Origin of the sequence: Pseudomonas syringae KCTC 12500 (assembly GCF_000507185.2) — a bacterium.
GTDB lineage: Bacteria > Pseudomonadota > Gammaproteobacteria > Pseudomonadales > Pseudomonadaceae > Aquipseudomonas > Aquipseudomonas syringae.
The window spans coordinates 4,523,216-4,549,029 of sequence record NZ_AYTM02000002.1; the positions used below are offsets into that span (position 1 = coordinate 4,523,216).

Annotated in this window: 30 protein-coding genes; 20 read left to right on the plus strand and 10 right to left on the minus strand. The window is 57.6% G+C overall.

What is annotated here, in order from left to right; all coding sequences use genetic code 11:
- The first annotated feature begins 96 nt into the window (after positions 1–96).
- From aroC to V476_RS20430, 6 genes are all read left to right on the plus strand, one after another.
- Entirely contained in the window at positions 97–1,188 is a 1,092-nt protein-coding gene (gene aroC / locus V476_RS20405) for a chorismate synthase (RefSeq protein WP_003436716.1), read from the plus strand.
- Positions 1,189–1,218: 30 nt separating this feature from the next.
- On the plus strand, positions 1,219–2,382 hold the full coding sequence (locus V476_RS20410) for an MFS transporter (RefSeq protein ID WP_003396396.1): 1,164 nt from the start codon (positions 1,219–1,221) through the stop codon (positions 2,380–2,382).
- On the plus strand, positions 2,379–2,993 hold the full coding sequence (locus V476_RS20415) for a methylthioribulose 1-phosphate dehydratase (RefSeq protein WP_003415859.1): 615 nt from the start codon (positions 2,379–2,381) through the stop codon (positions 2,991–2,993). Before V476_RS20410 ends, V476_RS20415 begins: the two co-directional genes overlap by 4 nt.
- An 80-nt stretch (positions 2,994–3,073) precedes the next feature.
- The gene (locus V476_RS20420; RefSeq protein ID WP_003423469.1) at positions 3,074–3,619 is read left to right on the plus strand and encodes a 1,2-dihydroxy-3-keto-5-methylthiopentene dioxygenase; all 546 of its coding nucleotides are present in this window, start codon (positions 3,074–3,076) and stop codon (positions 3,617–3,619) included.
- Between the two features lie 16 nt (positions 3,620–3,635).
- The gene (gene mtnC / locus V476_RS20425) at positions 3,636–4,319 is read left to right on the plus strand and encodes an acireductone synthase (protein WP_024959213.1); all 684 of its coding nucleotides are present in this window, start codon (positions 3,636–3,638) and stop codon (positions 4,317–4,319) included.
- Positions 4,320–4,564: 245 nt separating this feature from the next.
- Entirely contained in the window at positions 4,565–5,287 is a 723-nt protein-coding gene (locus V476_RS20430; protein ID WP_004418428.1) for a helix-turn-helix transcriptional regulator, read from the plus strand.
- Positions 5,288–5,397: 110 nt separating this feature from the next.
- Here the strand turns inward: V476_RS20430 and V476_RS20435 are convergent, their stop codons facing one another.
- Positions 5,398–5,676: a DUF3509 domain-containing protein gene (locus V476_RS20435; protein ID WP_003315128.1), complete on the minus strand. Its 279-nt coding sequence runs from the start codon at positions 5,674–5,676 to the stop codon at positions 5,398–5,400.
- Between the two features lie 346 nt (positions 5,677–6,022).
- Here V476_RS20435 and V476_RS20440 point away from each other — a divergent pair, with 346 nt between their 5' ends.
- On the plus strand, positions 6,023–6,568 hold the full coding sequence (locus tag V476_RS20440) for an ankyrin repeat domain-containing protein (RefSeq protein ID WP_024665201.1): 546 nt from the start codon (positions 6,023–6,025) through the stop codon (positions 6,566–6,568).
- A gap of 1,421 nt (positions 6,569–7,989) precedes the next feature.
- On the plus strand, positions 7,990–8,508 hold the full coding sequence (locus V476_RS20450) for a hypothetical protein (RefSeq protein WP_004418424.1): 519 nt from the start codon (positions 7,990–7,992) through the stop codon (positions 8,506–8,508).
- On the opposite strand, the gene V476_RS20455 is transcribed toward V476_RS20450, so the two are convergent.
- Positions 8,505–9,431, minus strand: coding sequence for a ZIP family metal transporter (locus V476_RS20455; RefSeq protein WP_024959214.1), 927 nt, complete (start codon positions 9,429–9,431; stop codon positions 8,505–8,507). The genes V476_RS20450 and V476_RS20455 overlap by 4 nt on opposite strands.
- A 156-nt stretch (positions 9,432–9,587) precedes the next feature.
- Here V476_RS20455 and V476_RS20460 point away from each other — a divergent pair, with 156 nt between their 5' ends.
- The 8 genes from V476_RS20460 to V476_RS20495 all read left to right on the plus strand — a co-directional run bounded on the left by V476_RS20460 (position 9,588) and on the right by V476_RS20495 (position 17,880).
- Complete coding sequence (locus tag V476_RS20460) at positions 9,588–9,779, plus strand: PLDc N-terminal domain-containing protein (protein ID WP_003315122.1); 192 nt, start codon at positions 9,588–9,590, stop codon at positions 9,777–9,779.
- A 200-nt stretch (positions 9,780–9,979) separates the two neighbouring features.
- Positions 9,980–10,840 carry a polyamine aminopropyltransferase gene (gene speE / locus V476_RS20465; protein ID WP_003423476.1) on the plus strand — a complete coding sequence of 287 codons (861 nt, stop codon included), beginning with the start codon at positions 9,980–9,982 and terminating at the stop codon, positions 10,838–10,840.
- Positions 10,841–11,103: 263 nt separating this feature from the next.
- Entirely contained in the window at positions 11,104–13,191 is a 2,088-nt protein-coding gene (locus V476_RS20470; protein WP_003415866.1) for an LTA synthase family protein, read from the plus strand.
- A gap of 190 nt (positions 13,192–13,381) precedes the next feature.
- Complete coding sequence (locus V476_RS20475) at positions 13,382–13,618, plus strand: hypothetical protein (RefSeq protein WP_003315118.1); 237 nt, start codon at positions 13,382–13,384, stop codon at positions 13,616–13,618.
- 247 nt (positions 13,619–13,865) lie between these two features.
- Positions 13,866–14,207, plus strand: a complete 342-nt coding sequence (locus tag V476_RS20480; RefSeq protein WP_003315117.1) for a ribonuclease E inhibitor RraB — start codon at positions 13,866–13,868, stop codon at positions 14,205–14,207.
- Between the two features lie 464 nt (positions 14,208–14,671).
- Positions 14,672–16,081, plus strand: a complete 1,410-nt coding sequence (locus V476_RS20485; RefSeq protein WP_004418420.1) for a circularly permuted type 2 ATP-grasp protein — start codon at positions 14,672–14,674, stop codon at positions 16,079–16,081.
- 12 nt (positions 16,082–16,093) lie between these two features.
- Positions 16,094–17,053, plus strand: coding sequence for an alpha-E domain-containing protein (locus V476_RS20490; protein ID WP_003315113.1), 960 nt, complete (start codon positions 16,094–16,096; stop codon positions 17,051–17,053).
- Positions 17,050–17,880, plus strand: coding sequence for a transglutaminase family protein (locus tag V476_RS20495; protein WP_003315112.1), 831 nt, complete (start codon positions 17,050–17,052; stop codon positions 17,878–17,880). Before V476_RS20490 ends, V476_RS20495 begins: the two co-directional genes overlap by 4 nt.
- Positions 17,881–17,935: 55 nt before the next feature.
- On the opposite strand, the gene V476_RS20500 is transcribed toward V476_RS20495, so the two are convergent.
- On the minus strand, positions 17,936–18,307 hold the full coding sequence (locus V476_RS20500; protein ID WP_003415870.1) for a rhodanese-like domain-containing protein: 372 nt from the start codon (positions 18,305–18,307) through the stop codon (positions 17,936–17,938).
- 609 nt (positions 18,308–18,916) lie between these two features.
- On the opposite strand from V476_RS20500, the gene V476_RS20505 reads away from it, so the two are divergent.
- A complete protein-coding gene (locus V476_RS20505; protein WP_024959215.1) occupies positions 18,917–19,645 on the plus strand; it encodes an amidotransferase in 729 nt (242 codons plus the stop codon).
- Between the two features lie 63 nt (positions 19,646–19,708).
- On the opposite strand, the gene V476_RS20510 is transcribed toward V476_RS20505, so the two are convergent.
- From V476_RS20510 to V476_RS20520, 3 genes are all read right to left on the minus strand, one after another.
- Positions 19,709–20,680: a magnesium and cobalt transport protein CorA gene (locus V476_RS20510; RefSeq protein WP_024959216.1), complete on the minus strand. Its 972-nt coding sequence runs from the start codon at positions 20,678–20,680 to the stop codon at positions 19,709–19,711.
- Between the two features lie 123 nt (positions 20,681–20,803).
- The gene (locus V476_RS20515; RefSeq protein WP_024959217.1) at positions 20,804–21,493 is read right to left on the minus strand and encodes a crotonase/enoyl-CoA hydratase family protein; all 690 of its coding nucleotides are present in this window, start codon (positions 21,491–21,493) and stop codon (positions 20,804–20,806) included.
- Between the two features lie 125 nt (positions 21,494–21,618).
- On the minus strand, positions 21,619–21,912 hold the full coding sequence (locus V476_RS20520; RefSeq protein ID WP_024959218.1) for a DUF6388 family protein: 294 nt from the start codon (positions 21,910–21,912) through the stop codon (positions 21,619–21,621).
- 152 nt (positions 21,913–22,064) lie between these two features.
- Between V476_RS20520 and V476_RS20525 the strand changes: the two genes are divergently transcribed.
- A complete protein-coding gene (locus V476_RS20525) occupies positions 22,065–22,394 on the plus strand; it encodes an EthD family reductase (protein ID WP_024959219.1) in 330 nt (109 codons plus the stop codon).
- Between the two features lies 1 nt (position 22,395).
- Here V476_RS20525 and V476_RS20530 read toward each other — a convergent pair whose 3' ends face one another.
- A complete protein-coding gene (locus V476_RS20530) occupies positions 22,396–22,815 on the minus strand; it encodes a DUF4124 domain-containing protein (protein ID WP_003396706.1) in 420 nt (139 codons plus the stop codon).
- A gap of 157 nt (positions 22,816–22,972) precedes the next feature.
- On the opposite strand from V476_RS20530, the gene V476_RS28650 reads away from it, so the two are divergent.
- A complete protein-coding gene (locus V476_RS28650) occupies positions 22,973–23,143 on the plus strand; it encodes a DUF6021 family protein (RefSeq protein ID WP_003315102.1) in 171 nt (56 codons plus the stop codon).
- Between the two features lie 66 nt (positions 23,144–23,209).
- On the opposite strand, the gene V476_RS20540 is transcribed toward V476_RS28650, so the two are convergent.
- The 3 genes from V476_RS20540 to V476_RS20550 form a co-directional block, all read right to left on the minus strand.
- The gene (locus V476_RS20540) at positions 23,210–23,578 is read right to left on the minus strand and encodes a c-type cytochrome (RefSeq protein ID WP_003315101.1); all 369 of its coding nucleotides are present in this window, start codon (positions 23,576–23,578) and stop codon (positions 23,210–23,212) included.
- 66 nt (positions 23,579–23,644) lie between these two features.
- Positions 23,645–24,175, minus strand: coding sequence for a hypothetical protein (locus V476_RS20545; RefSeq protein WP_024959220.1), 531 nt, complete (start codon positions 24,173–24,175; stop codon positions 23,645–23,647).
- 261 nt (positions 24,176–24,436) lie between these two features.
- Entirely contained in the window at positions 24,437–24,940 is a 504-nt protein-coding gene (locus tag V476_RS20550) for a cupin domain-containing protein (RefSeq protein ID WP_017278044.1), read from the minus strand.
- A gap of 215 nt (positions 24,941–25,155) precedes the next feature.
- Between V476_RS20550 and V476_RS20555 the strand changes: the two genes are divergently transcribed.
- Positions 25,156–25,413, plus strand: coding sequence for a DUF1652 domain-containing protein (locus V476_RS20555; RefSeq protein WP_024959221.1), 258 nt, complete (start codon positions 25,156–25,158; stop codon positions 25,411–25,413).
- Positions 25,414–25,814 lie beyond the last annotated feature (401 nt).

Here is a 25,814-nt window from a genome sequence, read left to right on the forward strand (position 1 = left end):
CAGAAGGTTCGAGGATGAACTGAACCGCGAGCCTGCGTATACTGGCGCGCTTGGTTTAACGATCTGGTTTTTTGGCTGATTTTTCGGAGCGCCCGCATGTCCGGCAACACTTTCGGCAAGCTGTTCACTGTCACCACCGCCGGCGAAAGCCACGGCCCGGCGCTGGTCGCTATCGTCGACGGCTGCCCGCCCGGGCTGGAACTGGACCTGCAAGACCTGCAGCGCGACCTCGACCGGCGCAAGCCGGGCACCAGCCGCCACACCACGCAGCGTCAGGAGGCCGATGAAGTCGAGATTCTGTCGGGTGTCTTCGAGGGCAAGACCACCGGTGCGTCCATCGGCCTGCTGATCCGCAACACCGATCAGAAATCCAAGGACTATTCGGCGATCAAAGACCTGTTCCGCCCGGCCCACGCCGATTACACCTATCACCACAAGTACGGCATCCGCGACTACCGCGGTGGCGGACGCAGTTCGGCAAGGGAAACCGCCATGCGTGTGGCTGCAGGCGCGATTGCCAAGAAGTACCTGGCAAGCCAGGGCATCGTCATTCGCGGCTACATGAGCCAGTTGGGCCCGATCCAGATCCCGTTCAAGACCTGGGATTCGGTAGAGGACAATGCGTTTTTCTGCCCCGACCCTGACAAGGTGCCGGAACTGGAAGCCTACATGGACCAGTTGCGACGCGATCAGGACTCGGTCGGTGCGAAAATTACCGTGGTCGCAGAAGGCGTAATGCCGGGTCTCGGTGAGCCAATCTTCGATCGTCTGGACGCTGAACTCGCCCATGCGCTGATGAGCATCAACGCGGTCAAGGGCGTGGAAATCGGTGCCGGTTTCGACTGCGTTGCCCAGCGCGGCACCGAGCACCGCGACGAGATGACGCCACAGGGTTTCCTGTCCAATCACGCGGGCGGCATTCTCGGCGGTATTTCCTCCGGCCAGCCGATCATCGCGCATCTGGCGCTCAAGCCGACCTCAAGCATCACCACGCCAGGGCGTTCGATCGATGTCGATGGCAACGCCGCCGACGTCATCACCAAGGGTCGGCATGACCCGTGTGTCGGCATCCGTGCCACGCCGATTGCCGAGGCAATGATGGCCATCGTTCTGCTCGATCACTTGTTGCGTCATCGCGGTCAGAACGCCGACGTCAGCGTCAACACACCTGTGCTGGGGCAGGTGTAATGCACGCCGTCACGGTTGCGGACTGCTAGCGTGGCACAACCTGCCGGCGGACAGCTGCCTTACTGGCGGCTGTCCGGGTTCTACGTATGCTATTTCGCCTTGCTGGGCCTGTCGGCGCCTTTCATGGCCCTTTACCTGCATCATCTGGGTTTTTCCAGCGCACGGATCGGCGAGCTGGTCGCCATTCCAATGCTGATGCGCTGCGTCGCGCCCAATCTCTGGGGGTGGCTGGGTGATCACACCGGTTGGCGTCTGACCATTGTGCGGTCTGGCGCCATCTGCACGTTGCTGGCGTTTTCGCTGATCCTGGTCGAAAAAAGCTATGCCTGGCTGGCGATGGTCATGGCGCTCTATGCGTTCTTCTGGCACGCCGTCCTGCCGCAGTTCGAAGTCATCACCCTCGCACACCTGCAAGGCCAGACCTCGCGTTACAGCCAGATCCGCCTGTGGGGCTCGATCGGTTTCATTCTGGCCGTCGTGGTGCTGGGGCGGGTATTCGAATGGTTCAGCCTGGACCTGTTTCCCTACATCGCGCTGGCGATCATGTCCGGTATCGTTGTCAGCAGCTGGTGGGTGCCGAATGCGCATCCCGCACCGTCGAGCCGCGAAGCCGGGTCGGGCGGTTTTCTCAGGCAACTGGCGCGCCCCGGTGTATGGGCGTTCTACCTCAGTGTCGCGCTGATGGTGCTCAGCCATGGCCCGTATTACACCTTCTTGACCCTTCACCTCGAAGAACTCGGTTACAGCCGCGGCCTGATCGGCGTGCTATGGGCGGTCGGCGTGGTGGCTGAAGTGCTGATGTTCATGGTCATGAGCCGGATTCTGCAGCGCTTTACCGTGCGCCAGGTACTGTTCGCCAGCTTCCTGCTGGCCGCATTGCGCTGGCTGCTGCTGGGCCTGTTTGCCGATCACCTCACCGCACTGCTGATTGCCCAAGTGATGCACGCCGCCACGTTCGGCAGCTTTCACGCCGCTGCCATTCATTTCGTGCAAAGTAGCTTCGGTCCGCGTCAACAAGGTCAAGGGCAAGCGCTTTATGCCGCCTTGTCCGGGGTCGGCGGGGCGTTAGGCGCTCTGTATTCCGGTTACAGCTGGAACGCGCTGGGGCCGACCTGGACCTTTGCCATTGCCAGCCTTGCAGCGTTTGCCGCTGCCGTCATGATTGTCACACCCAAGAAAGAGGAAGGTGTATGAGCCGCGAACAATTGAGCCTGGAGATCATCGAAGCCGGGCGTTTTCTGTATGGCCGAGGCTGGTCGCCTGCCACTAGCAGCAATTATTCCGCGCGCCTTTCTGCCAGCGAGGCGCTGTTGACCGTATCCGGCAAGCACAAGGGCCAGTTGGGCCCTGACGATGTGCTGGCCACCGATCTGGCTGGCAATAGCCTGGAGCCGGGTAAAAAGCCGTCTGCCGAAACCTTGCTGCATACCCAGTTGTACAGCTGCAGGCCGCAGGTCGGTGCCGTGCTGCACACCCACTCGGTGAACGCGACGGTGTTGTCGAGGCTGACCACGGCCGATCATCTGGTGTTCGAGGATTACGAGCTGCAAAAGGCCTTTAGCGGCGTGGTCACTCATGAGTCGCAGGTCGTGGTGCCGATTTTCGACAACGATCAGGACATTGCCCGTCTCGCGGCAAAGGTGCAGCCTTGGCTGGACACCCATCCCGAGTGCGCCGGCTACCTGATCCGCGGTCATGGTCTCTACACTTGGGGGGCAAAAATGAGCGATGCCTTGCGCCAGATCGAAGCGTTCGAGTTCCTGTTCGAGTGCGAACTGAAAATGCGCGCGGTCTTGAACCGCTGACAACGTCTTGCCAAACCAGCCTGTAAGCCTGACCGGCCTGTAAAAGCCGGAAGGCGTTGCACCAAACCGAGGATTCACGCATGAGCAGCCTGTCCGTTTATCACGTTTCAAGCCCTGATATACCCAACAAGGTGCTGACCCATCTGGAAGACATCGCGTCGACGCTGGCCGAGCATGGCGTGGCGTTCGACCGCTGGGAGGCCGCCACGCCGATCACTCCCGGTGCCAGTCAGGAAGAGGTGATCAGCGCCTATCGCACCCAGATTGACAGGCTGATGAGCGAACGCGGTTATGTCACCGTGGATGTCATCAGTCTCAACAGCGATCACCCGCAAAAAGCCGAATTGCGCGCCAAGTTTCTTGAAGAGCACCGCCACGGCGAAGACGAAGTACGCTTTTTCGTCGCCGGGCGGGGCTTGTTCACCTTGCACATCGACGATTATGTGTACGCCGTGCTGTGCGAAAAGAACGATCTGATTTCCGTACCGGCCGGCACGCGGCACTGGTTCGATATGGGCGAGAACCCGCACTTCGTTGCCATCCGCCTGTTCAATAATCCGGAAGGCTGGGTAGCAAACTTTACCGGTGAAGACATTGCTGGCCGTTTTCCGCGGCTTGAAGACTGACAGGAGCCCCATTCTGATGCCCATCAAAGCTATCCTCACGGATGTCGAAGGCACCACCAGTGCAGTGAGTTTCGTTTTCGACGTGTTGTTTCCGTTCGCCAGAAAGCACTTGCCCGCATTCGTTCGTGAAAATGCCGAGCAACCGGCTGTGGCGCAGCAGCTGCAGGCGGTGCGTGACCAGGCCGGTGAGCCTGACGCTGAGGTCGAGCGCGTCATTGCAATATTGCTGGAATGGATCGCCGAAGATCGCAAGGCCACGCCGCTCAAGGCTCTGCAGGGGATGGTCTGGGAGCAGGGCTACAACGCCGGACAGCTCAAGGGCCATGTTTATCCGGATGCTGTCGATGCCTTGAAGCACTGGCATCAACAGGGTTACCGGCTTTACGTTTATTCCTCGGGCTCGATTCAGGCTCAGCAATTGATTTTCGGCTGTTCCGAGGCAGGCGATCTGTCCGGCCTGTTCAGTGGTTACTTCGATACGACGTCCGGCCCCAAGCGCGAAGCGCAGTCCTACCGGACCATTGCGCAGGCAATGGACTGTCCTGCCGAGGACATTCTGTTCCTGTCGGATATCGTCGAAGAGCTCGATGCTGCAAAGGCCGCCGGCATGGCCACCTGTGGTCTTGCGCGTGATGGCGGGGCGCTTGCCGGGCACACGTATGTGGCCAGTTTTGCGCTTATCGATCCAGCCTCTTTCTAGAAAACTCCCGCCTGCTGTGCGCGGCATCGTCCTGATGCCGCTGCATCGAAGTCCAACGCTTAAACACTTATTTTGTAAGGCATTTCCTGCTTTTTGGTGAGCGATTGCCTGGTCGAAAGTACGTTGAATCTGTTTGTTCTGTTCGCCGTTTTTCAACGTGATTATTCGTGTAAGTTCTGCGCCATCGTCAACGGGGTCACGGTCAACACCTGTACCGATTTCCCGGCGAAGAAGGAGCGGCAGCGATGGGCAGTGCCATGACAGAAAGCGCAACCAGGGACTTATTGATACAGCAGATGGTGAGCACGATTACCGAGCTCGATGGGCAGGCCGCCATCGAAAACGCACTCGAATGGTTACGGCGCGAATGCAACAGCGAGCGCGCGATGTTCTTTCAGTTCAAGGGCCCGGTGTTACTGACGTTCATCACGTCCAACGTCGACGATGCCTGGGGCGATGCCTACCGCCAGCACGATTTGATCACGCAAGACCCGGTGATCCGTTGTTATCGCAATCAACTGGGCTTCCTGAACTGGCAGGATGCGTTCAGGCAATACCCGGTATCAGCCTTTTATGACGCGCTCGTCGATACCTGTGAACTGCTTCCGGCCATCTCCTACGGCTACACCAATCATTGTCGTGGTGCCGACAGCGTGACATCGGTGTGTACCCTGGGCGAAGTGGAGCGGCCCATCAGCGCTGAACAAAAGTACCTCATGAGCAGTCTCATGCCGGTGCTGCACAGTGTCGCGCGGGGTCTAAAGTTCTGTTCACGCGGTCTGACCCATCGTGAGCTGGAAGTGTTGCAGTGGGCCAGGGATGGAAAGACGGCCTGGGAGATCTCGATGATCCGCGACGTGTCGGAGTCGACGGTGAAGTATCACCTCAAGACCATCTACTCCAAGCTGGGCGTTGCCAACAGGGCACAGGCGGTGGGCGAAGCACTTTGTCGGGGGCTGATCAGGTAGCCGACCAGGAAAACGCAGGCAAAAAAAAGCCGCGAGAACAAAGTGTAATCGCGGTAAACAAGGGATGAGAGAGCGTACAGCGGATGCCACCCATCAGGGTGGCGGGCAAATCAACGTGTGTGGTACGTCGGCAGATCAAAACGGTGCTGGCTTTGCAGCATCGAGATAGCTGGCAGCTCGCTGGCTTGTGCAGCCAGATCGCGGCGAATAGCGCTGATTACCCATTCCAGTTGAACCGGAGTGTGCAACTGAGCATAAGAGACTGAGCGACGGATCTGCTTACCATCCTGGGTACGCAGTGACAACAGAACACCACCATCAGGACGCGGCTGAGTGGTGACGGTGTAGTCGGAGAATACGGAAGCGAATTTTTCTTGAATAAAAGTCATGTGAGGCGGCTCCATTGCTCATGGGATAACAAGCTTGCAAGTACTATTGCAGTGTCTGTGCCAGACTTTCTCTTAAATTAAATCCTTTAAAATCAATAGCTTGAAATATTTTCTATTTTCAGGCTTCGTGCATTTTGCATGAACACCCGTCGTGCGCCCTGCATTTTGCCGTTTCTTGCACGATAGGGATCGGGCAGAAGGGGGATTGCATAGCTTCTGGCGATCAAGAGCAGGCATTGCGCATCCGGATCGATGCTGATCGAACAGCTGGCGAGAGTTGAGGTCAGTGTGTTTATCAGTGCCGGGTCAACATATGTCCGGAGTAACGTGCGCCAAGGAGTAGTTAATGACCGATACAGATATCAGCGCCTCGAAAACCATGACTGAAGACGAAGCCGCCGAGTTCGCCGAGCAGGTATTCGATGTGGCTCGCCAGGGAAATGCCGTCATGCTGGACCGTCTGCTTGAAAAGGGCGTGCCCGCAGATCTGCGCAACCACAAGGGCGATACGCTGCTGATGCTGGCCAGCTACCACTGCCATGCGGATGCGGTCCGTGTGCTGCTGAACCACAAGGCTGATCCTGAAATCCGCAACGATAACGGCCAGAGCCCCATCGCCGGCGCAGCGTTCAAGGGCGATTTGGCAGTGGTCAGGTTGCTGGTCGAGGCGGGCGCGGATATAGACGGTGCCTCTGCTGATGGGCGTACCGCACTGATGATGGCGGCGATGTTCAATCGCAACGAGATAGTCGATTACCTGATCAGTCAGGGCGCGGACCCGCATGCCACCGATGCCAAGGGCATCACTGCACTGGGCGCCGCTCAGGCAATGGGCGCGACCGTCACCATCGAGCAGTTGACCAGAATGGGCGTGCAGCCAGCCCGGTCCTGACAGCAAGGCATGAACACATAGAGGCGCGATGGATTTACCGCTATCTGTAACTGTTCGGGAATGCTCATCTGCGCAAAATAAAGCTCTGGCGTCCTCCACGTTCGCATGGAACCGAATCCGGCCCAAAGTCCACCCAAGCTCCGTACTAGAAACATACCGTCGGAGTGTAATCAGCATGAATAGAGTTTCCGGTAGTTCGTCAGCGACCTGGCAGGCAGTCAACAATCTTGTGGAGCAAGTGAGCGAGAGAACCACGTTGTCCACGACAGGTTATCAGACGGCAATGGGCCGCTTGAACAAACCTGAAAAATCGGATGCGGATGCGCTAATGACTGTGAGGAGGGCGCAACAGTACACGGACAGCGCGAAGCGTACTTATATTTCGGAAACGCTGATGAATCTGGCAGATTTGCAGCAACGGAAAATATATCGCACCAACAGTGGGAACTTGCGTGGCGCGATTGAGATGACGCCCACGCAACTCACAGATTGCGTACGGAAGTGCCGCGAAGAGGGTTTTCCAATTGTGACATACAGGCGCTGGAAATCGGCTTGCACCTTCGCCATAAGCTAGGGATCTCAGATTTCACCATCTACAGCAACCGTAAGTTAAGCCACAACTATGTGGTCATCCACCCGACTAATGAGTTTCCGAAAGGAGCGATTGTAGACTCTTGGACGGGACAGGGCGTGGTGGAGCTTGACTTTAAGACCCGGTTGAAATTCAAGCACCGGGAAGAGAACTACTCAGTAAATGCCAATATGCACGAGTGGATCGAGAGATACGGCCAAGCGCATGTGATTGACTAAATCCTAAATCCACGACTTCCAGAGCACTTATGCAGCGAAGTCGTTTGATCGTGACGACGCGTCATACTGGCTGAATTGGGGCGTTGGCACAGCCACATTACTGATGGTCGCGCGAGCGTGAACGTTGAACATCAGTATTTCTCAGTTATGGGCAAAACCACTCAGCGTCGGGTTGCCGGCCACGGTTTTCGCGCATATCCACGTCCCTTGGGGCGCTGCGTCGTCATATGCAAGGTCTCGCCAAGGCGGTGTTCTCCAACCGCCTTGTGCTGCGGAACACGGGCTTCGGGGATTAATAAAAAAATGCACTTGAGCCTCGTTTCTGTTCGTAAACCCTCCTGCTGCCTGGTCGAATCGATAAAACCACCGTTTGATGGACGCCAAAATCGTCGGTTTTTCAGTCCAATTTAATCTTGGCCGGTTGCGCTCGATTGCAGGTCGAAGTGCATAGATTCGGGTTCGTTTACAGTCAATGCTGGTTCGCGGGGGCCGGATAGACTCAATTAATGTCTGTCGAAAAACCCGATATTGCAGGTCGAGGCCATTTCGATTGCAGGTCGTTACCGTTATCCTTCGCGCCTCTTTTTTTGCCCGCTATCAGGATCGCCCCCATGAAAGACTCACTGGTCGAATTAATCAGCAAAGTCAGCTCCGGCTGCATGGGCGACGATGAAATCGTGCATATCGCCGATGAAGCCGCGCAGGCGTATGCCGATCCGCAGGCATTTCTGGCCGCCAACCCTGATATCAACTACGACGATACATTCCCGATCCCGCTGGGCGAGTGGGTCGTGGTGGGCAGCCTGCCGGAAACCGTTCTGTTCCAGGCCGACAGCTACATGGACCTGTTCGAGCAGATCGTTCAGTCGTTTGGCAAGGACGTGACCTTCAACATCAAGCCCAAGCAGCTGGCCAAGGTCGAGCCGCTGGTTGCGCTCAATCGCATTCAGATTCAGTTGAGCAGCATGAACAAGGAGATGGGCGGCTATGTGCTGATGAACTTCAGCCAGCCACTGGATGACGAGTTGCAAGCGGTGCTGGTATACGGTTGTGACGAAGCGCGCGTAGTCGAGCTGGCAGCATCGGCCGGCATCCATGCCGCACCTGCACTGCAAGCACTGCGCGGTTAACCCAGCGCCGTATCGAGAAACATCATCACCGCAAACCCGCCCATCAGGCCCAGAGTTGCCGAGGTCTGATGGCCATTGCGGTGGGTTTCCGGGATGACTTCATGGGACACCACGAAGATCATCGCGCCTGCCGCCAGCCCCATGCTCAGCGGGTAGGCGATGGCAAAGCCACTGGAGATACCCAGGCCCACCAGTGAGCCCAGTGGCTCCATGAGGCCGGAACCGATGGCTACCAGCATCGCCTTGAAGGCCGACAGGCCGGTCGCACGCAGGGCCAGCGCAATGGCCAGACCTTCGGGAATGTCCTGAATGGCGATGGCGGTGGTCAATGGCAGGCCGACATTCATGTCGCCGCTGGCGAAACTGACGCCAATCGCCATGCCCTCAGGCAGGTTATGCAGGGTGATCGCCAGCACGAACAGCCAGACCCGGCTGATTCGCTCCGAATGAGGCCCCTGGCGGCCTACGCTTTCATGTTCGTGCGGGGTGAACCTGTCCAGCCCCAGCATCAGCAGCACACCCAGCCCCAGACCGGCGACAACCGTAGCAGCTGCCCACGGCCCGCTGTCGGTAATGTCCCGGGCGGCTTCCAGGCCCGGAAGAATCAGCGAGAACGAGCTGGCCGCCAGCATCATCCCGGCGGCAAACCCGAGCATGATGTCCTGAACGCGTTGCGAGACGTTGCGCAGGGCAACCGCCATCACTGCGCCCAGCGCCGTCGCCAGAAAACCAGCGATACCGCCCAGCAAGGCGTGATTGAAGTTGACCTGACTGGTGCCATAGAAAGCGTTGTAAAGACTGATGCCACCCAGGCCGACGACGATCAGCAGGGCGAGGGCGAAGCCCAGGCTTACCAGCGGGCTGCCCTGAAGCTGGTTTAACCAGGCCGCCCAGGGCGTTCGGGAGGATGCGGGCGTAGGCATTGATAGGGCTACCTATGTAAAGGGGGAGAAAGCAATGGTGACTGAAATACAAAGTCGACCCCGTCTGGGAGCCCGAGAATATAAGGTTGGTTCAACGGAACCCCCGAACGGCGCGACTATCCTAGGAGGGTAAGCATTCAATTTAGGGGCAACACCATGGGTTCTAGCTTCAACGGCCTGGTCGGCTTGATCATTCTGGCGCTCGATATCTGGGCCATCATCAACGTCTTGAAAAGCGGTGCCGAGACCGGCAAGAAAATCCTTTGGGTATTGCTGATCGTACTGCTTCCTGTGGTGGGCCTGATCATCTGGGCAATCCTCGGGCCGCGTGGCAACGTCCGTATGTGATACGTCCATACGCTGGGCAAACAACGCTTGATTACCCTGGGTAATCAGGCGTTTTTCGTTTCATGCGCCGGGCATTCGCGGCGGCAGTGACACGCTAAGCTGCATAGAGGTTCGACCTGTCATGTTCCTCGACGTAGAATGCGCGCCTTTGTTGTGGGCGGTCGGCCGTCCTGTCATCAGTACCCAGCGGGAGCTTACCCATGAGCGATTATCAGGAAACGTTATACGAAGGCTACGGCCAACGCTTTCGTATTGAAAAAATGCTTCACGAAGTACGTACCGATCACCAGCACCTGGTGATCTTCCAGAACCCGCGCATGGGCCGTGTCATGGCGCTGGACGGCGTCATTCAGACCACCGAAGCGGACGAATTCATCTACCACGAAATGCTCACCCATGTGCCGATTCTGGCGCACGGTGCAGCCAAGCGTGTGCTGATCATCGGCGGTGGCGACGGCGGCATGCTGCGTGAAGTCGCCAAGCACATGAGCGTCGAACATATCACCATGGTCGAGATCGATGCGACCGTGGTCGAGATGTGCAAGGAATATCTGCCCAATCATTCCAGCGGTGCCTTCGACGATTCACGTCTGAACCTGGTCATCGACGATGGCATGCGCTTCGTCGCGACCACCGAAGAGAAGTTCGACGTGATCATCTCCGACTCCACCGATCCGATCGGCCCGGGTGAAGTACTGTTCTCGGAAAACTTTTATCAGGCCTGCCATCGCTGCCTCAATGAAGGCGGCATTCTGGTCACCCAGAATGGCACGCCTTTCATGCAGTTGAGTGGCGTGCAGACCACAGCCGGGCGCATGAACGGTCTGTTTGCCGACTGGCATTTCTATCACGCTGCGATCCCTACTTATATCGGCGGAGCAATGACCTTCGCCTGGGGCTCAACCAACAAGAGCTATCGCAAACTGCCGCTGGAAACCCTGCGTCAGCGTTTCTCGGGCAGCGGTATTGTTACGCGTTATTACAATCCGGAAGTCCACATCGGTGCGTTCGCCTTGCCACAGTACGTTCTGCAGGCCGTAGGCAAGGCCAGCAACGACTGATGAGTCGGTCCGGCTCCTCGAGCCGGATTTTCTCGAGCGTGGCCTGTAAGGCTTTATAAGCGCTTAATTCGCGACAGAAATTTCACACGTTCTGTCACAAAATTGCGCGCGAAGCTGAACAGGCACGCGTCTTCATCGGCCGAGCTGGCCCCTGGCGACCCGCAATCAAGTAATATCTGCGCCCTGTCGCGCGCCGTCTCCTTCAAGAGGAGGGCGGCGCCGCACTCTGAACCTACCCCTGAATCCACCGGATCCTGACAACCATGGCCAAAACGGACGCCCAGATTCATCGGCAAGCCCGCCTGCAAAACCCCACTGTCAAATCGCATCTGGCGTACATCCTGCTCAGCGGCTTCGCCCTGATGGTGATGTACACGCTGTTGCGTATCGGTCTGCTGGTCTACAACCGCGAGATGATTGGCGACACGCCTGCCTCGACGTTCCTTGAAGCACTGTTCAACGGCACGCGCTTCGACCTGCGCCTGACCGTGTACCTGCTCATTCCGCTGGTGCTGTCGCTGTTCAGCGCACGCGCCATGGCGGCACGCGGGTTCTTCCGTTTCTGGCTGACGCTGGTTGGCAGCATTACGCTGTTCTTCGGCTTGATGGAAATGGACTTCTACCGTGAGTTTCACCAGCGCCTGAACGGTCTGGTGTTTCAATACGTCAAGGAAGACCCGAAGACTGTTCTGAGCATGCTCTGGTACGGTTTCCCGGTGGTCCGTTACCTGCTGGCATGGGCCGTGGTGACCTGGCTGCTGAGTCTGGTGTTCAAGGGCATTGACCGTGCAACCCGTCCACGTGTTGCTGCAAAAACCAGCCCGGAGGCCACTCGTTCCATTGCGCCGTGGTATGTGCGCGCCGGTGTGTTCGTGCTGGTGTTGCTGGTCATGGTGGTCTGCATCCGTGGCACTCTGCGTCAAGGTCCGCCGCTGCGCTGGGGCGACGCTTACACCACTGACTCCAACTTCGCCAACCAGTTGGGCCTCAACGGCACACTGACGTTGATCACTGCGGCCAAGAGCCGTATGTCCGAAGATCGCGACAATATCTGGAAAGCCACGCTGCCACAGAACGAGGCTCAGCAGACCGTGCGCGACATGCTGCTGACCCCGAATGACAAGCTGGTCGAGCCGGATATTGCCGCTGTGCGTCGCGACTTCACGCCGCCGGCAGAGAACACCTTGCCGATCCGCAATGTGGTCGTGATCCTGATGGAAAGCTTCGCCGGTCACTCGGTGGGCGCCCTGGGCAACGATGCCAACATCACGCCGTACTTCGACAAGTTGTCCAAGGAAGGCCTGTTGTTCGATCACTTTTTCTCCAACGGTACCCACACCCACCAGGGCATGTTCGCCACCATGGCGTGCTTCCCGAACCTGCCGGGCTTCGAGTACCTGATGCAGACGCCGGAAGGCAGCCACAAGCTGTCGGGGCTTCCGCAATTGCTGAGCACGGGTCGCAACTACGACGACGTCTACGTCTATAACGGCAACTTTGCCTGGGACAACCAGTCGGGCTTCTTCAGCAACCAGGGCATGACCAACTTCGTCGGCCGTGAAGACTTCGTCAACCCGGTGTTCTCCGATCCGACCTGGGGTGTTTCCGACCAGGACATGTTCGACCGTGGCGCGCAGGAGCTCAAGGCCCGTCAGGACGGCAAGCCGTTCTATGCCTTGCTGCAGACCCTGTCCAACCACACGCCGTATGCGCTGCCGGATCCTCTGCCGGTCGAGCGCGTCACCGGGCACGGCTCGCTGGACGAGCATTTGACCGCCATGCGTTATGCCGACTGGGCGCTGGGCCAGTTCTTCGAGAAGGCCAAAAAAGAGCCTTACTACAAGAACACGCTGTTCGTAGTGCTGGGCGACCATGGTTTCGGTAACGACAAGCAACTGACCGAAATGGACCTGGGCCGTTTCAACGTGCCTCTGCTGTTGATCGGCCCTGGTGTGCAGGAGAAGTTCGGCCAGCGCAGCAGCATCGTGGGGACGCAGGTCGACGTCGTGCCGACCATCATGGGACGTCTGGGTGGTCTGAACCGCAACCAGTGCTGGGGCCGCGATCTGCTGAACCTGCCTGAGGGTGACAAGGGCTTCGGTGTGATCAAGCCGTCGGGCAGTGAGCAGGTGGTCGCTATCATCAGCGGCAACCGTATCCTGATCGAGCCGACCGAGATGCCTGCCAAGTTGTTAACCTACACCCTTGGCGCCAAGCCGCATGCCGAAGAAGTGCCTGATGCGCCCGACACGCAGGAGCTCAAGCGCAAGCTGGAAAGTTTCCTGCAGACGGCCACCAAGAGCCTTCTGGATAACACGGCCGGTGTAGAAGCCAGCAAGAACCGCAACTGATGACAACCGACTCGTCCGGGCGACCGGCGAGTCGGATCAGTCAAGCGACAAGGGCCCTCGGCATTGACTGCGAGGGTCTTTTTTTTGCCCGGCATGGCTGGCCCTGCGGCGCAATCGGTTGAACGAATACACGGGCCAAAAGGTCCAGATCACATAAGCCAGAGTGCCTGGCTTCGTATGGGAGGCATTGATGAAACAGTGGGCCATTTCGTATCTGGACAAGGATGGTGTGCAGCAGCACCGCGAGGCTGGTTTTGATGAGCGTCCGAGTGAGGAGGAGGCGGCGCGTTTCCTGCGCAAGGATCTCTACCCAGTTACCGACGAGCTGAATCTGAATGATCTTGATGGGCGTACTGAAGATCCTACCGTGAAGACGCTCAAGGACCATAACAGTGTGCAGATCATTTCCATTACAGAAGTCGCCTGATCTGCGCTGATCAAAAACCTTTTAGTGGCAACCACTTGGCATCCGGCCCACGATGGGGCTACTCTGCAGACGAGGCTGTTCAATCAGCCTCTGACATCTCGATACCCGACCGGTGCCAAGCCTGGTCCGGTCAGCTACATGCTTGATTCCCCGCGTCGGATTATCTGTCGCGAGGCGCCCTCCGAAGACTCGGCGGTCGCTCAGGAAGAGTTGAAACTCTATCTATCGTTGCATAGGAGGACGTTTCATGAGCACAGCCTATCAAGAGGACATCAGCAGTAACGTACTGCGCCGCATGAAAGAAGGCGGTTTTGACTTCGCGCGAATCTATCCCATCGAGTTCTACGCCATCTTCCCGGACGAGGAGCGGGCACGGCAGGCCGCAGAGCAATTTCGCGGCGAATCCCTCAACACCCAGGTAAACGTACGTGATGACGGTCATTGGCACCTTCAATTGAGCAAAGTCATGTACGCCACCTATGACGGCATTGGTGACTTCGAGCAGGACTTCCAGACGGTCATTTCACCTATGGACGGCGAAGTCGAGGGATGGGGCGTTACTCAGGAGATCAGAAGACTGCACGCTTGATGGCTGCGGATTGTCAGGCACTACACCACCACCGGCTGATTCGGGATACGTTCCGCATCGGCCGGTTCTGTTTCTGGGCCTGGTTCATAAGCAGTGGTCAAAAAAAAGCCACTCAAACGAGTGGCGCAAAGGGAAGTCTGTTTAAAATCCGCAGGCATTTTTGGCTTGCTGGACAAAATATCGTTTAGGGCAAAATCGGCGTTTGGCGCCCTGTTTGCTCTGTTGCTGTGGAGTGTGGCGAACTAATGTCGTTGGCGGAAATCAACTCTGACTATGCTGATCATAGATTTCACGGTTGAATGACGCTTCCGAATGAGGCGCAAAAGAATTGGCTTGGGCGTTTAGTGCACAGGAATGGTGCGTAGAGCGTCGAGTGTTTACCTAACCTTTTGAAATCAAAGCGTTTATGCCGGTGGCACGGGCTTTGCGATGGTCTTGGTGTCCATGGTGACAAGGAGTACGGCATGATCCGCACCTTTTATGACGAGATGTACGATGCGGCCGGCGTAGTCCGTCCGCACTATCGGGAGTTCGCCCGCTGGCTGGGTGATACACCTCCCGAGCTTTTGGCTCAACGCAGGCGCGAAGCTGATCTGCTGTTTCACCGTGCCGGGATCACATTCACCCTCTATGGTGATGAGCAGGGCACCGAGCGGCTTATCCCTTTCGATACCATCCCGCGCAGCATCCCGGCCAGCGAATGGCGGGTTGTCGAGCGTGGCTGCATTCAGCGCGTCAAGGCGCTGAACATGTTTCTGGCCGATCTGTATCACGACCAGAGGATTATCAAGGCCGGGATAATTCCCGCCGAACAGGTGCTGGCCAACGAGCAGTACCAGTTGGCAATGCAGGGTCTTAATCTGCACCGCGATTTGTACTCGCATATTTCCGGCGTCGATCTGGTGCGCGACGGTGACGGCACCTATTACGTGCTGGAAGACAATCTGCGCACCCCGAGCGGCGTGAGCTATATGCTCGAAGACCGCAAGATGATGATGCGCCTGTTCCCGGAGCTGTTTTCCGCGCAGCGCATTGCGCCAATCGATCACTACCCTAATCTGTTGCTCGACACGCTCAAGAGTTCCAGTCATCTGGACAACCCGAGTGTCGTGGTGCTGACGCCAGGCCGCTTCAACAGCGCCTTTTTCGAGCATGCGTTTCTGGCTCGCGAGATGGGCGTTGAACTGGTGGAAGGTGCTGATCTGTTTGTTCGCGATGACCGCGTGTTCATGCGCACCACCGACGGCCCGAAAGCCGTTGACGTGATCTATCGTCGCCTCGATGACGCATTTCTCGATCCTCTGGCCTTCAACCCTGATTCGATGCTGGGCGTCCCTGGGCTGCTGTCTGCCTATCGATCCGGCAACGTGGTCCTGGCCAATGCCATCGGTACCGGCGTCGCGGATGACAAGTCGGTTTATCCCTACGTCACCGACATGATTCGCTTCTATCTGGACGAAGAACCGATTCTCAAGAACGTGCCGACCTGGCAGTGCCGCAAGCCTGAAGAGCTGTCACATGTGCTGGCCAACCTGGGCGACCTGGTCGTCAAGGAAACCCAGGGCTCCGGTGGCTACGGCATGCTGGTCGGTCCCGCAGCGACCGCCGCCGAGATCGAAGCCTTCCGGGCACGCCTCAAGGCCAAGCCGCATGCGTACATCGCCCAACCCACCTTGTGCCTGTCGACCTGTCCGACCTTTGTCGAGAACGGCATCGCCCCGCGACATATCGATTTGCGCCCGTTTGTTCTGTCCGGTCGTGAAACCCGCGTTGTGCCTGGCGGGCTTACCCGAGTGGCCTTGCGTGAAGGCTCGCTGGTGGTCAATTCGTCACAGGGTGGCGGAACCAAAGACACCTGGGTGGTCGAGGATTAAGGATGCCTGCCAATGTTAAGTAGAACTGCCTCTGATCTTTTCTGGATGTCGCGTTACCTGGAGCGAGCGGAGAACCTCGCCCGAATGCTGGACGTGAGCTATTCGCTGTCGCTGATGCCGCAGGACGGGCGGGGCGACGGGCTGGATGAAATAGCCATGCCGTTGCTGATCACCGGAACGCTGGAAACCTATATCGAGCGTCATGGCGAGCTGCACGCCGAACGCATGCTGCATTTCTTTGCCCTGGACGCCACCAATCCGGCCAGCATCTACAGCTGCCTGGGCGCAGCGAGGGCCAGTGCGCACGCGGTGCGCGGGCGTATCACCGCAGACATGTGGGAGAACATCAACTCCACCTGGCTGGAGATTCGCGGCATCGCCCAGCAGGGCCTGACCCGCTACGGCATGAGCCGTTTCTGCGAGTGGGTCAAGGAGCGTTCGCACCTGTTCCGTGGCGCGACCTACGGCACCATCATGCGTAACGATGCATTCCGCTTCATCCGTCTGGGCACGTTCATCGAGCGCGCCGACAACACCATGCGCATGCTCGATGCCCGTTATGAAATGCTTGAATTGCGTGGGCCACAGGCCAACGCCGCCGCAGACAACTCGGCGGCCGGGTATTACCAGTGGAGCGCCTTGCTGCGCGCGCTGTCCTCGTTCGAGGCTTACACTGAGGTCTATCGGGATGCGCCAGGCGCGCGTCAGGTTGCCGAACTGTTGCTGCTGCGTGCCGATATTCCGCGCTCGCTACGCGCTTGTCTGGAGGAGATGGACGTCATTCTGGCCAGCCTGCCCGGCGTCAACGGTCGACCCGCACAGCGCATGGCGGCCGAGATGGACGCCAGATTACGCTACACCAGCATCGACGAGATTCTGTCTGAAGGCCTGCACGAGTGGTTGAACGAATTCATTCCGATGCTGGCTCAACTGGGTGATGCCATTCACACTTCGTATCTGGAGGCTGCATGAGACTTTCGATAAGCCATGAGACCACCTATCACTACGATGACCAGGTGCGCTCGAGTATCCAGTATCTGCGCCTGACACCTCACGACAGTGAGCGTCAGCAAGTGCTCAGCTGGCAGCTGACGTTGCCACGTCCGGTGCGTGCGCAGATAGACCCCTTTGGCAATATCCTGCATGTTCTGAGCCTGGAAGAGCCGCACGAATCGATCATCATCGGCGCGCGCGGGCAGGTGGAGATCGACGAGACCCGCGAGGCCGAGCACGAAAGCCAGTCGGCATTGCCGTTTTTGCGCGTGACCCGACTGACCGAGCCTGACGAGGCGATTCGCAGTTTTGCGGCGATGGAGTGCCGCAAACGAGCTGACCGCACCGGGTTGATCGACCTGATGCAGGCGCTCAACCAGCACATGACCTACACCCAGGGCGCGACCGAGGTGGACACCAGTGCCGCGCAGGCTTTCGCCGGACGCTCTGGCGTGTGTCAGGACCATACCCACGCGTTTCTGGCCTGTGCCCGCAGCCTCGGGGTGCCGGCTCGTTATGTCTCCGGTTACCTGTGCAGCGAAGACAGCGAGCATCTGTCCAGCCACGCTTGGGCCGAGGCCTGGATAGACGACGCCTGGTACAGTTTCGATGTCACTAATCAGTTGGCCATTCCCGAGCGTCATTTGAAACTGGCGGTAGGGCTGGATTATCTGGACGCCTGTCCGGTGCGCGGCATGCGGCGCGGTGGCGGATCCGAGCATATGCACGCCAAGGTCGTGGTGTCGCCCATGACCGGCACGCCGAAAGTGAAAACCCGTGTGCAGGTCCAGGCGCAGCATCAGTAACGCGTAACTGGGCTGTGCATCATGCAATGGCCGGGCTCAAGTTCCCGGCCGTTGCTTATTCGGCGGGGTCGTCGGTGATGTCGTAGAGCGCGTTGTGCAGCTCTTCATAGTTGCCGCCATTGATGACGCTGAAGTAGCCCGCAGCCCTGAGCTGGTCCTGAGCCTTGTCGGCCTTGCTGTCCGTGCTGCTGAAAATCACGAACACCGCATTGCGGTCGTTGAGCACCTGTTTCATCTGATTGACCAGCCGTCGGTCATCGACGCGCACGGCGTTCAGTACCGTGCCTGCGTCATAGTCGGTCTGACTGCGAACATCCATCGCCAGCTTGCCTTCCTTCAGCGCTGCCACGGCCGCAGCCTGATCGACCATCCCCGCGTGTGCTGCGAAACTACTGACAAGTGCACAAACAGCAATCCATTGGCGCATAAACTCCACCTCCCTCAGTGCGAATGGAAAGAGTGGCACAGTTGAACGTCGATCGAAAGCGCGTGGATCAGCCAAACAATCGATTCAGGTTAGGCACGATCAATAACAGCGCAGTGGTGAAGAGGATCAATCCCGCCTGACGTACTTTAGAGTGTTTGAACTTGAACATGGCCGACCGCCTTTTGTTGTTATTCCTGAGCAACAGAAGCAGGCGCGATCTGCAAAACAGATAATCGACTGCTGGCAAGGTTACGCATTGAACAGGTGGGTCCGGTCATTCGACCGCTGGCCCGAGCGCTGAAAGGATTTTGCGCGCCTCCTGTTACAGATATAACCATAGAGCCGAGGTGCCGTTCAGCTTAGAACTGTTGGGAATCTAACTGTGTTTATCTAGAAGCGAACGTTATTACCGGGTGCGGCGCTGAATGCACAGCCCTTTTCTAGACGCTTCGGCATTGGCCGTCAGCTTTGCACCGTTCGTCCGGGACAGAATTTTCCTACATGGAATAAACGTCTGAAACGGGCGGGGGTGCAGCTTGATTTGCCGAGGTCTTCAAGGCAGGCTCTGCTGGTGCGCTATTGCCTCATTACTGCTTCAGGGTCCCTTTTATGTCTTTACGCATCTGTATTCTGGAAACCGACAATCTGCGGCCTGAACTGGTCGAGCAATATCATGGGTATGGGCGGATGTTCGAGTTACTCTTCGCTCGCCAGCCCATCGCCGCAGAGCTGACGGTCTACAACGTGGTGCAAGGGGACTATCCACCTGCAGACGAGCAGTTCGATGCTTACCTGGTCACCGGCAGCAAGGCCGACTCATTTGGCACCGACCCGTGGATTCAGACCTTGAAGGTCTACCTGCTGGAGCTGTATCAGCGCGGCGAAAAACTGCTGGGTATCTGTTTCGGTCATCAGTTACTGGCCTTGCTGCTGGGCGGCAAGACCGAGCGTGCGGTGCAAGGGTGGGGCGTCGGCATTCACCATTATCAGCTGGCCCCCGCCAGGCCGTGGATGACGCCGGCGATGGAAAAGCTCACGCTGCTGATCAGCCATCAGGATCAGGTCACCGCGCTGCCCGAAAACGCGACGGTGCTTGCGTCCAGCGAGTTCTGCCCGTTTGCGGCCTACCATATCAATGATCAGGTGCTGTGTTTCCAGGGGCATCCCGAGTTCATCCATGACTTTTCCCGCACCTTGCTTGACCTTCGCCAAGAAGCGCTGGGCGAGCAGATTTACCAGCAGGGTGTCGCCAGCCTGGATCACGACCATCATGGTGCGACGGTGGCGGAATGGATGATGCGCTTTGTGGCGCACAAGCCGGAAAAACAGTCCGTCTGACCCGACGCATGACTCATCGTCATTGGCTCGGCGGACTGTTTGAACGGGAATGCGGTGGCGGGGTTAGAGCCAGCCGGAGCGCTTGAAGCTGGCGAACAGCGCCGTACACCCGCCCAGAATGACACCCAGCACGATGAAGTAGCCGTGTTCCCACTTGAGTTCAGGCATGTTCTCGAAGTTCATGCCGTAGATGCCGGCAATGGCCGTCGGGAACGCCAGAATCGCTGCCCATCCGGCAAACTTGCGTTGCACGATGCTTTGCCTCGACGACTCCAGCAGCAGGCCGATTTCGATTGTCTGGCTGGCGATGTCACACAGGTTGCCCAGGTCTTCCATCTGCCGCTTGACGTGAATTTCGACATCGCGAAAGTAAGGACGCATGTTCTTGTCAATGAACGGAAAACTCAGTTTCTGCAATTCCTCACCCACTTCCACCATCGGTGCTACGTAGCGGCGCATGCGTAACAGATCGCGGCGCAGAGCATGAATGTGCTGGATGTCGGACTCGCGCAACGAACCACCAATGACGCTCTGCTCCAGTTGCTCGAGCTCGGCGTGGATGGCTTCGGTCACCGGCTGGTAGTTCTCGGTCACGAAGTCCAAGAGCGCGTAGAGCACGAAATCTTCGCCATGCTCCAGCAGCAGTGGTCTGGCTTCGCAGCGCTGACGCACCAGCCCGTAGGACTTGGAGTGACCGTTGCGCGAGGTGATGATGTAACCCTTGCCGGCGAAGATATGGGTTTCGATGAACAGCAGCTTGCCGTTGTCGCGAACGGGGGCGTAAGTCACGATGAACAGTGCATCGCCAAAGGTTTCCAGCTTCGGACGGCTATGCACCTCAAGCGCGTCTTCAAGGGCCAGCTCATGCAGGTTGAACTGCTCCTTGAGGCTGGTCAGCTCCGCGTTGGTGGGCTGCTCCAGTCCTATCCAGACGAAATGATCGGGCTTGGCTGCCCAGGCAGCGCCCTCATCGAGGGTAATATCACGGACTTTTTTGCCCTTTGTGTACACCGCTGCTGCAACAACTCGGCCCATGGCGCTATCGCTTCTTCAATTTGTCAGTGGCGCAAAAACATGCGCGGTCGCTGATCAGATTGATCAAACGCGTATGAGTTCGCCGATAAACGAAAGCCCGTTTACACGGGCTTCGGTTGGGGATCAGAGCATGTGCTGCCGATCCTTCTCGATCGCTGCCTCCAGCGTGTCGAGCAAGGCCTTTCTGACCTTGAGTTTGGTCTTCTTGTGCGCGTTCATATTGATCTTCTTTAGCTGCCCGGCGACGGCCAGTGCGGTGCTCTGCAGCTCCTCGACGCTGACCACCCGGTCGAGGAAACCGGCGGCCATCGCTGCTTCAGGGTCGAACATCTCGGCGTTGATCACCGAGCGATTGAACGCCGATTTGCGCAGGCGATCGCGCGCCAGTTCTATGCCGGCGTGGTGCATGGTCATGCCGATCTGCACCTCGTTCAAGCCGATACTGAATGGCCCGGCGACACCGATTCGATAATCGGCAGACAGCAGCAGGAAGGCACCCTTGGCAACCGCGTGGCCGGTGCAGGCGACGATGATCGGGAAGGGGTGCGACAGCATGCGCCGCGCCAGCGTCGAGCCCTGTGCGACCAGCTCGATCGCGGCCTCGGCGCTGGAGGTCATGACCTTGAGGTCGTAACCGCCCGACAGAATGCCCGGCTGGCCGGTGAGAATAACGATGGCCCGATCCTTTTCGGCCTGATCCAGCGCCGCGTTGAACGCAACGATCACGTCCGGGGAAATGGCATTGACCTTGCCGTTGTTCAGGGTCAGCGTGGCGACGCCGTCGTCCAGATGGTACGAGACCAGATCACTCATGACGTGATTCCTTTATTGAAGTGAGCAGACGTTACTCATCCATAAGGAACAGGTAAAGCGCTGACTGCCGGGTCACTGAATGGCGTGCCGATCAATGGCTGATTTTGCGCCGACTGCGCGCCGCGTCATGGCTGGATATCGTTGAATCCGCAATATTCTTCCCAGTCCATCCCCAGTGCTTCGGCGACCTGGCGGTGTGCTTCCAGGCGCATGCTCTGCAATTGTTCGGGCGACTCGGCAATCAGCTCCAAGGCCAGCTCCCAGGTCTCGATACCCAGGCTCTCGGCCTCGTCTTCGAACGCCCATTGCACTTGCTGCTGTTGCTCCTTGGGGCTCAAGGCGCTGATTTCATCCTTCAGGGTCGGATGGGTCGCGAGGTATTTCGCCAGCGCGGCCTCGTTCCACTCAAGTGTATTCATGTGGTTTTGCCTCAAACGTTTCGATAGCCAGGCTGTCTCTTTGAATAGTCTGGCAAGACCGCGTGATTGTGAGGGAGGTGGCTTTTGATGTCAGCACTTGCAAACGGTTGTCCGCACGAATTTATCGATCATTTGAAGAGGAACCTGTCGTTATGATCAAAGTGAGCGTGCTGTATGCGTATGAAGAGGGTGCCCGTTTCGACCACGATTACTATCGTGACAAACACATGCCGCTGGTGCAGGAGCTGATGGGCAAGTACTGCAAGGGCTACAGCGTGGACCGCGGCATAGGCGGAGCAACGCCAGGTTCCGACCCCGTGTATATCGGCATGTGCCACATTTACTGTGATTCCATTGAAGACTTCGAAGCCGGCATGGGGCCGCATTCAAAGCAGATCAATGCCGATATCATCAACTACACCGACCTGATCCCTGAAATTCAGATCAGTGAAGTGCGTGCCGATGTGAAAACCGCTCAGTAGATTATCGAGCGGTATTCCGAAAGGCCGCCTGTTTTTTCGAGGACATTCCACCCGATGGATCGAAACATTGGCTGTCGTAACGCGGGCTTTGGCACTGCGAAGGAATGTTCGGGGGAGGCGGGCGGTTTCTCTGGAAGGCCTTGTAGCGCTCGGTCTCGATCACTTGCACTCGAGTGCGACCGCCGACTTTCAGGTATTCGATAGCCTTGAGGTTGGTCTTGTGAACGTAGTCCAGCGGCTCGTCTGCGTTCCGCATATAGGCCGGGCCTTCGCGTTGCAGTGCGCTTTGCGCGCTTTCATCACACGGAATCGATGCATAACTCACCTTGCCTTGGGGTGATGTGCATTTGAAGATCTCGCCGTATGCTGCACCGCTGCCCAGCAAAGCGAATACCGACAGCGTTATTGAAAGCCTTTTCATGAGGTTATCCCTACTGGACGCGAGCATGGCGCAAGGCTACCACTTGCTCTTTGTCGCTGCCATATCCCTCTGCCAGGCCCGTTCGTCAGACACATCGCACGGCTGTGGCCTCAGGCTCTCTTAATATCAGGTCCTGAATTTAAAAACGGAGGCGCATATGACCGGCACCCAGCCAGGCAGCAACAGCGGAAACAAGAACGATCCGGGTTTCGACGAGAAGTCGCCGAACACCCAAGACCCGCAGATCGACCCCACCGAGCCAGCGAAGACGCCTGCTACCGATAAAGGCAGTAAGGATGATTACCCGCCTTACACGCCGGACAAGTAACTGACAGACTGCCCTCGGTGAGTACCGGGGGCGATTTATATCCGGACCTCGCTTTACCCCCTCGTACTACTTGTTGGCATCAAGGTATTCCAGCAGATCTTCCATTCGCTCATCGTTACCCATCCACCACAGCTTCATGCGTGTACCGGGGACAACTTCGCTCGGGTCCTTGATATAAGTGCGCAACACTTCACGCGTCCAGACCAGCCCCGAGTTCTTCATCGCGTCGGTGTACACGTAGCCTTCCTGTTGCCCCGCCTGACGACCAATGATGCCGTTGAGGGGCGGGCCAAATGCGCTGCGTGCAGAAGGGCCGATCTTGTGGCAGCCCGAGCAGAGGCGGGTGAACACGGCTTTCCCGGCCTCGGCATCGCCTGCGCCCTGAGCAAGCGCAGGCAGGGTCAGTGCCATCAGGAGTAATGCGGTTTTTTTCATCGGTCATCCACTGCGCGTTCGGCCTTGCGCTTAAAAGCGGCAAATTTTAGCGCAATTATCGCGGGATCACTTGCTGGCCGGTATCTGGCTCGACAGTTCGTCGAAGTCACGCTTGTAACTCGCCATCTCGGCTGCGCTGACAAAGCTCTGTTCAAGGACCACCTTCTTCGCTCCGGACTCGATGGTGTCCAGTTGATGAAGGAAGCGCTTTTTCTTCCTGGCCTCCATCCGCGTGCCTGCCTCATCGATAGCTGTGCGTAGCTCTGTTGCCCGCTGGTTTACAAAGTCCTGGCCGCGACGGTCAACCGTGAGCCCGTCATTTTCGACATAGCCTTCCAGCCCGGTTTTTTTCAAGACCAGCCACAACGCCTGATCCGGGGTAAAGGTGCCCTTGAATTTCTTGACCTTTCTGCTGCTGTCCGCGCCCAGGTTGACCTTCACCGGGCAGCCGGACCGATGCGCCAGTTGCTGCAAGGCCTCGTCCAGACGTTGCGAAGGCATGTCGTACGCCACTGGCGTCATCTGACACGCAGCGAAAGCAGGGCCAGCCGCCAGACATGCCACAGCGAGGAGCAGTTTTTTCAGGGTGTTTTTCATGATTGACGGGTTTCATCCGGGAGGTAGGGCTTGGAAATCGTATTCTGCATGATGTTCCCTGTCTGCCCGACGCTTGCTTGAGCAGTCGTGTCCCTGATGTCTCTTGACTCATGCCAAACGCTGCATGCTCAAATCGCAGACAAAGAAAAGCCCGCGATGGGGGGTAGCGGGCTTAAGGTCTTGCTGGGAATTGAGTTAACAATAAACCCGCGAACGTGAAAAAAGCGTGAACTGCCGGATACAATTTATAAACAATTCAAATCACGGTTCGCCGTCCCAGTAATCGAGGTTTTCCGTGGTCCGCTGGTTGGCGGTGAACACTCGGGTCCCTTGGACAGAAACCATGGCCTGGTACTTGCCCGAGTCCGGGTATTCACACACTTCGGGTGTTTCCCGGGTGCTGATCGACAGGTATTTCAGCGGCGCCTGCGAGGTATTGATTATCTGGTGCGGGTAATCGGCACCTGCGGGGATAAACAAGACGTCCCCCGTCTTGATCGGCAGCATCTCGCCCGCGACACGCAGACTGCCTTCGCCCTCGACGATCACGAACATCTCTTCTTGCACGTGATGAAAATGATAAGGGCAGGAGCGCTTGCCCGGCGCCACGACATCAATCGACGCCCCCAGCTTTTGCGCGGCTGTGCCAGTGCCCAAGCGGGCTGCCGAGCTTTCATAGAGCGGTTCACGAACTTCATGTTCGAGGGGAGCCTCGTTAAAATTGCGAATCAGACGAGACGCCAGTTCACGTGCGCGTTCATTCATGTCGGTCGAGGCTCGGGGAGTTCAGGAGAGGGTACTTTAGACCAGAGAGCATGATGCGTTGTGGGCAGTTGCCTTGATCAGGCAAAAACAGTCCCAGGCAGCCGCCACAAAAAGCCCCACGCGCCGCGTGCATCCGGCGCGCAGCTCGGAAACCTATTCGCCTGAAACTCGTCTACACTTCACATCACGCTTCGGCCCCTTCCAGAGGACGCACCATGTTTTCAAAACCCGATATTCAGCGAGTTCTTGAAACAGCCTTTCTGCCTTCAAAGTGCGAGTGCGTCGTCGCGCCAAATGAAACCTTCTCGGTGAAGCTTCTTCACCCCGAATCAGGTGAGATCCAGCTCTATGTAACGGGGCTGTCCCTGTCCGAAGTAAACAGCAGCCGGTCCATCGCCCGGCTGGTGCTTTCGCTGAGAGAACAGAGAGATTTGATGGGGCAGATGAATTTGTCCATGAGGCGGATGGCGTAAGGACTGGGCTCGTAATTTGATTGCGATTATTTGATCGCAGTCATAAAACGCTATCGCTTCCGGCTAACAGTGCGCATTAGCCCATACGGCGTTGCACAGTCGCTTTTTGAGAAGTCATAAACCACAAAGCCCCTGAATTCTTTTCAGAATTCAGGGGCTTTGTGGTTTAAAATATGGCGGTGAAGAAGAGGTTCGAACTAAACAACCTTCCAGCCCTTATAGTGCCGTAATTGCTGACCTAAACGGATGTTTTACGCACGATAGACATTCTGCTGCGGACATAATGGCAGAAAATTTGGAGCTTCAGGGTGGTACGTGGCATGTTCTTCTCGCCATCCCCAAGGATTTGCAGAAGGCAGTCGGCGGGCGGAAGATTTTATCCCAGTAGCTGAAGACTGGTT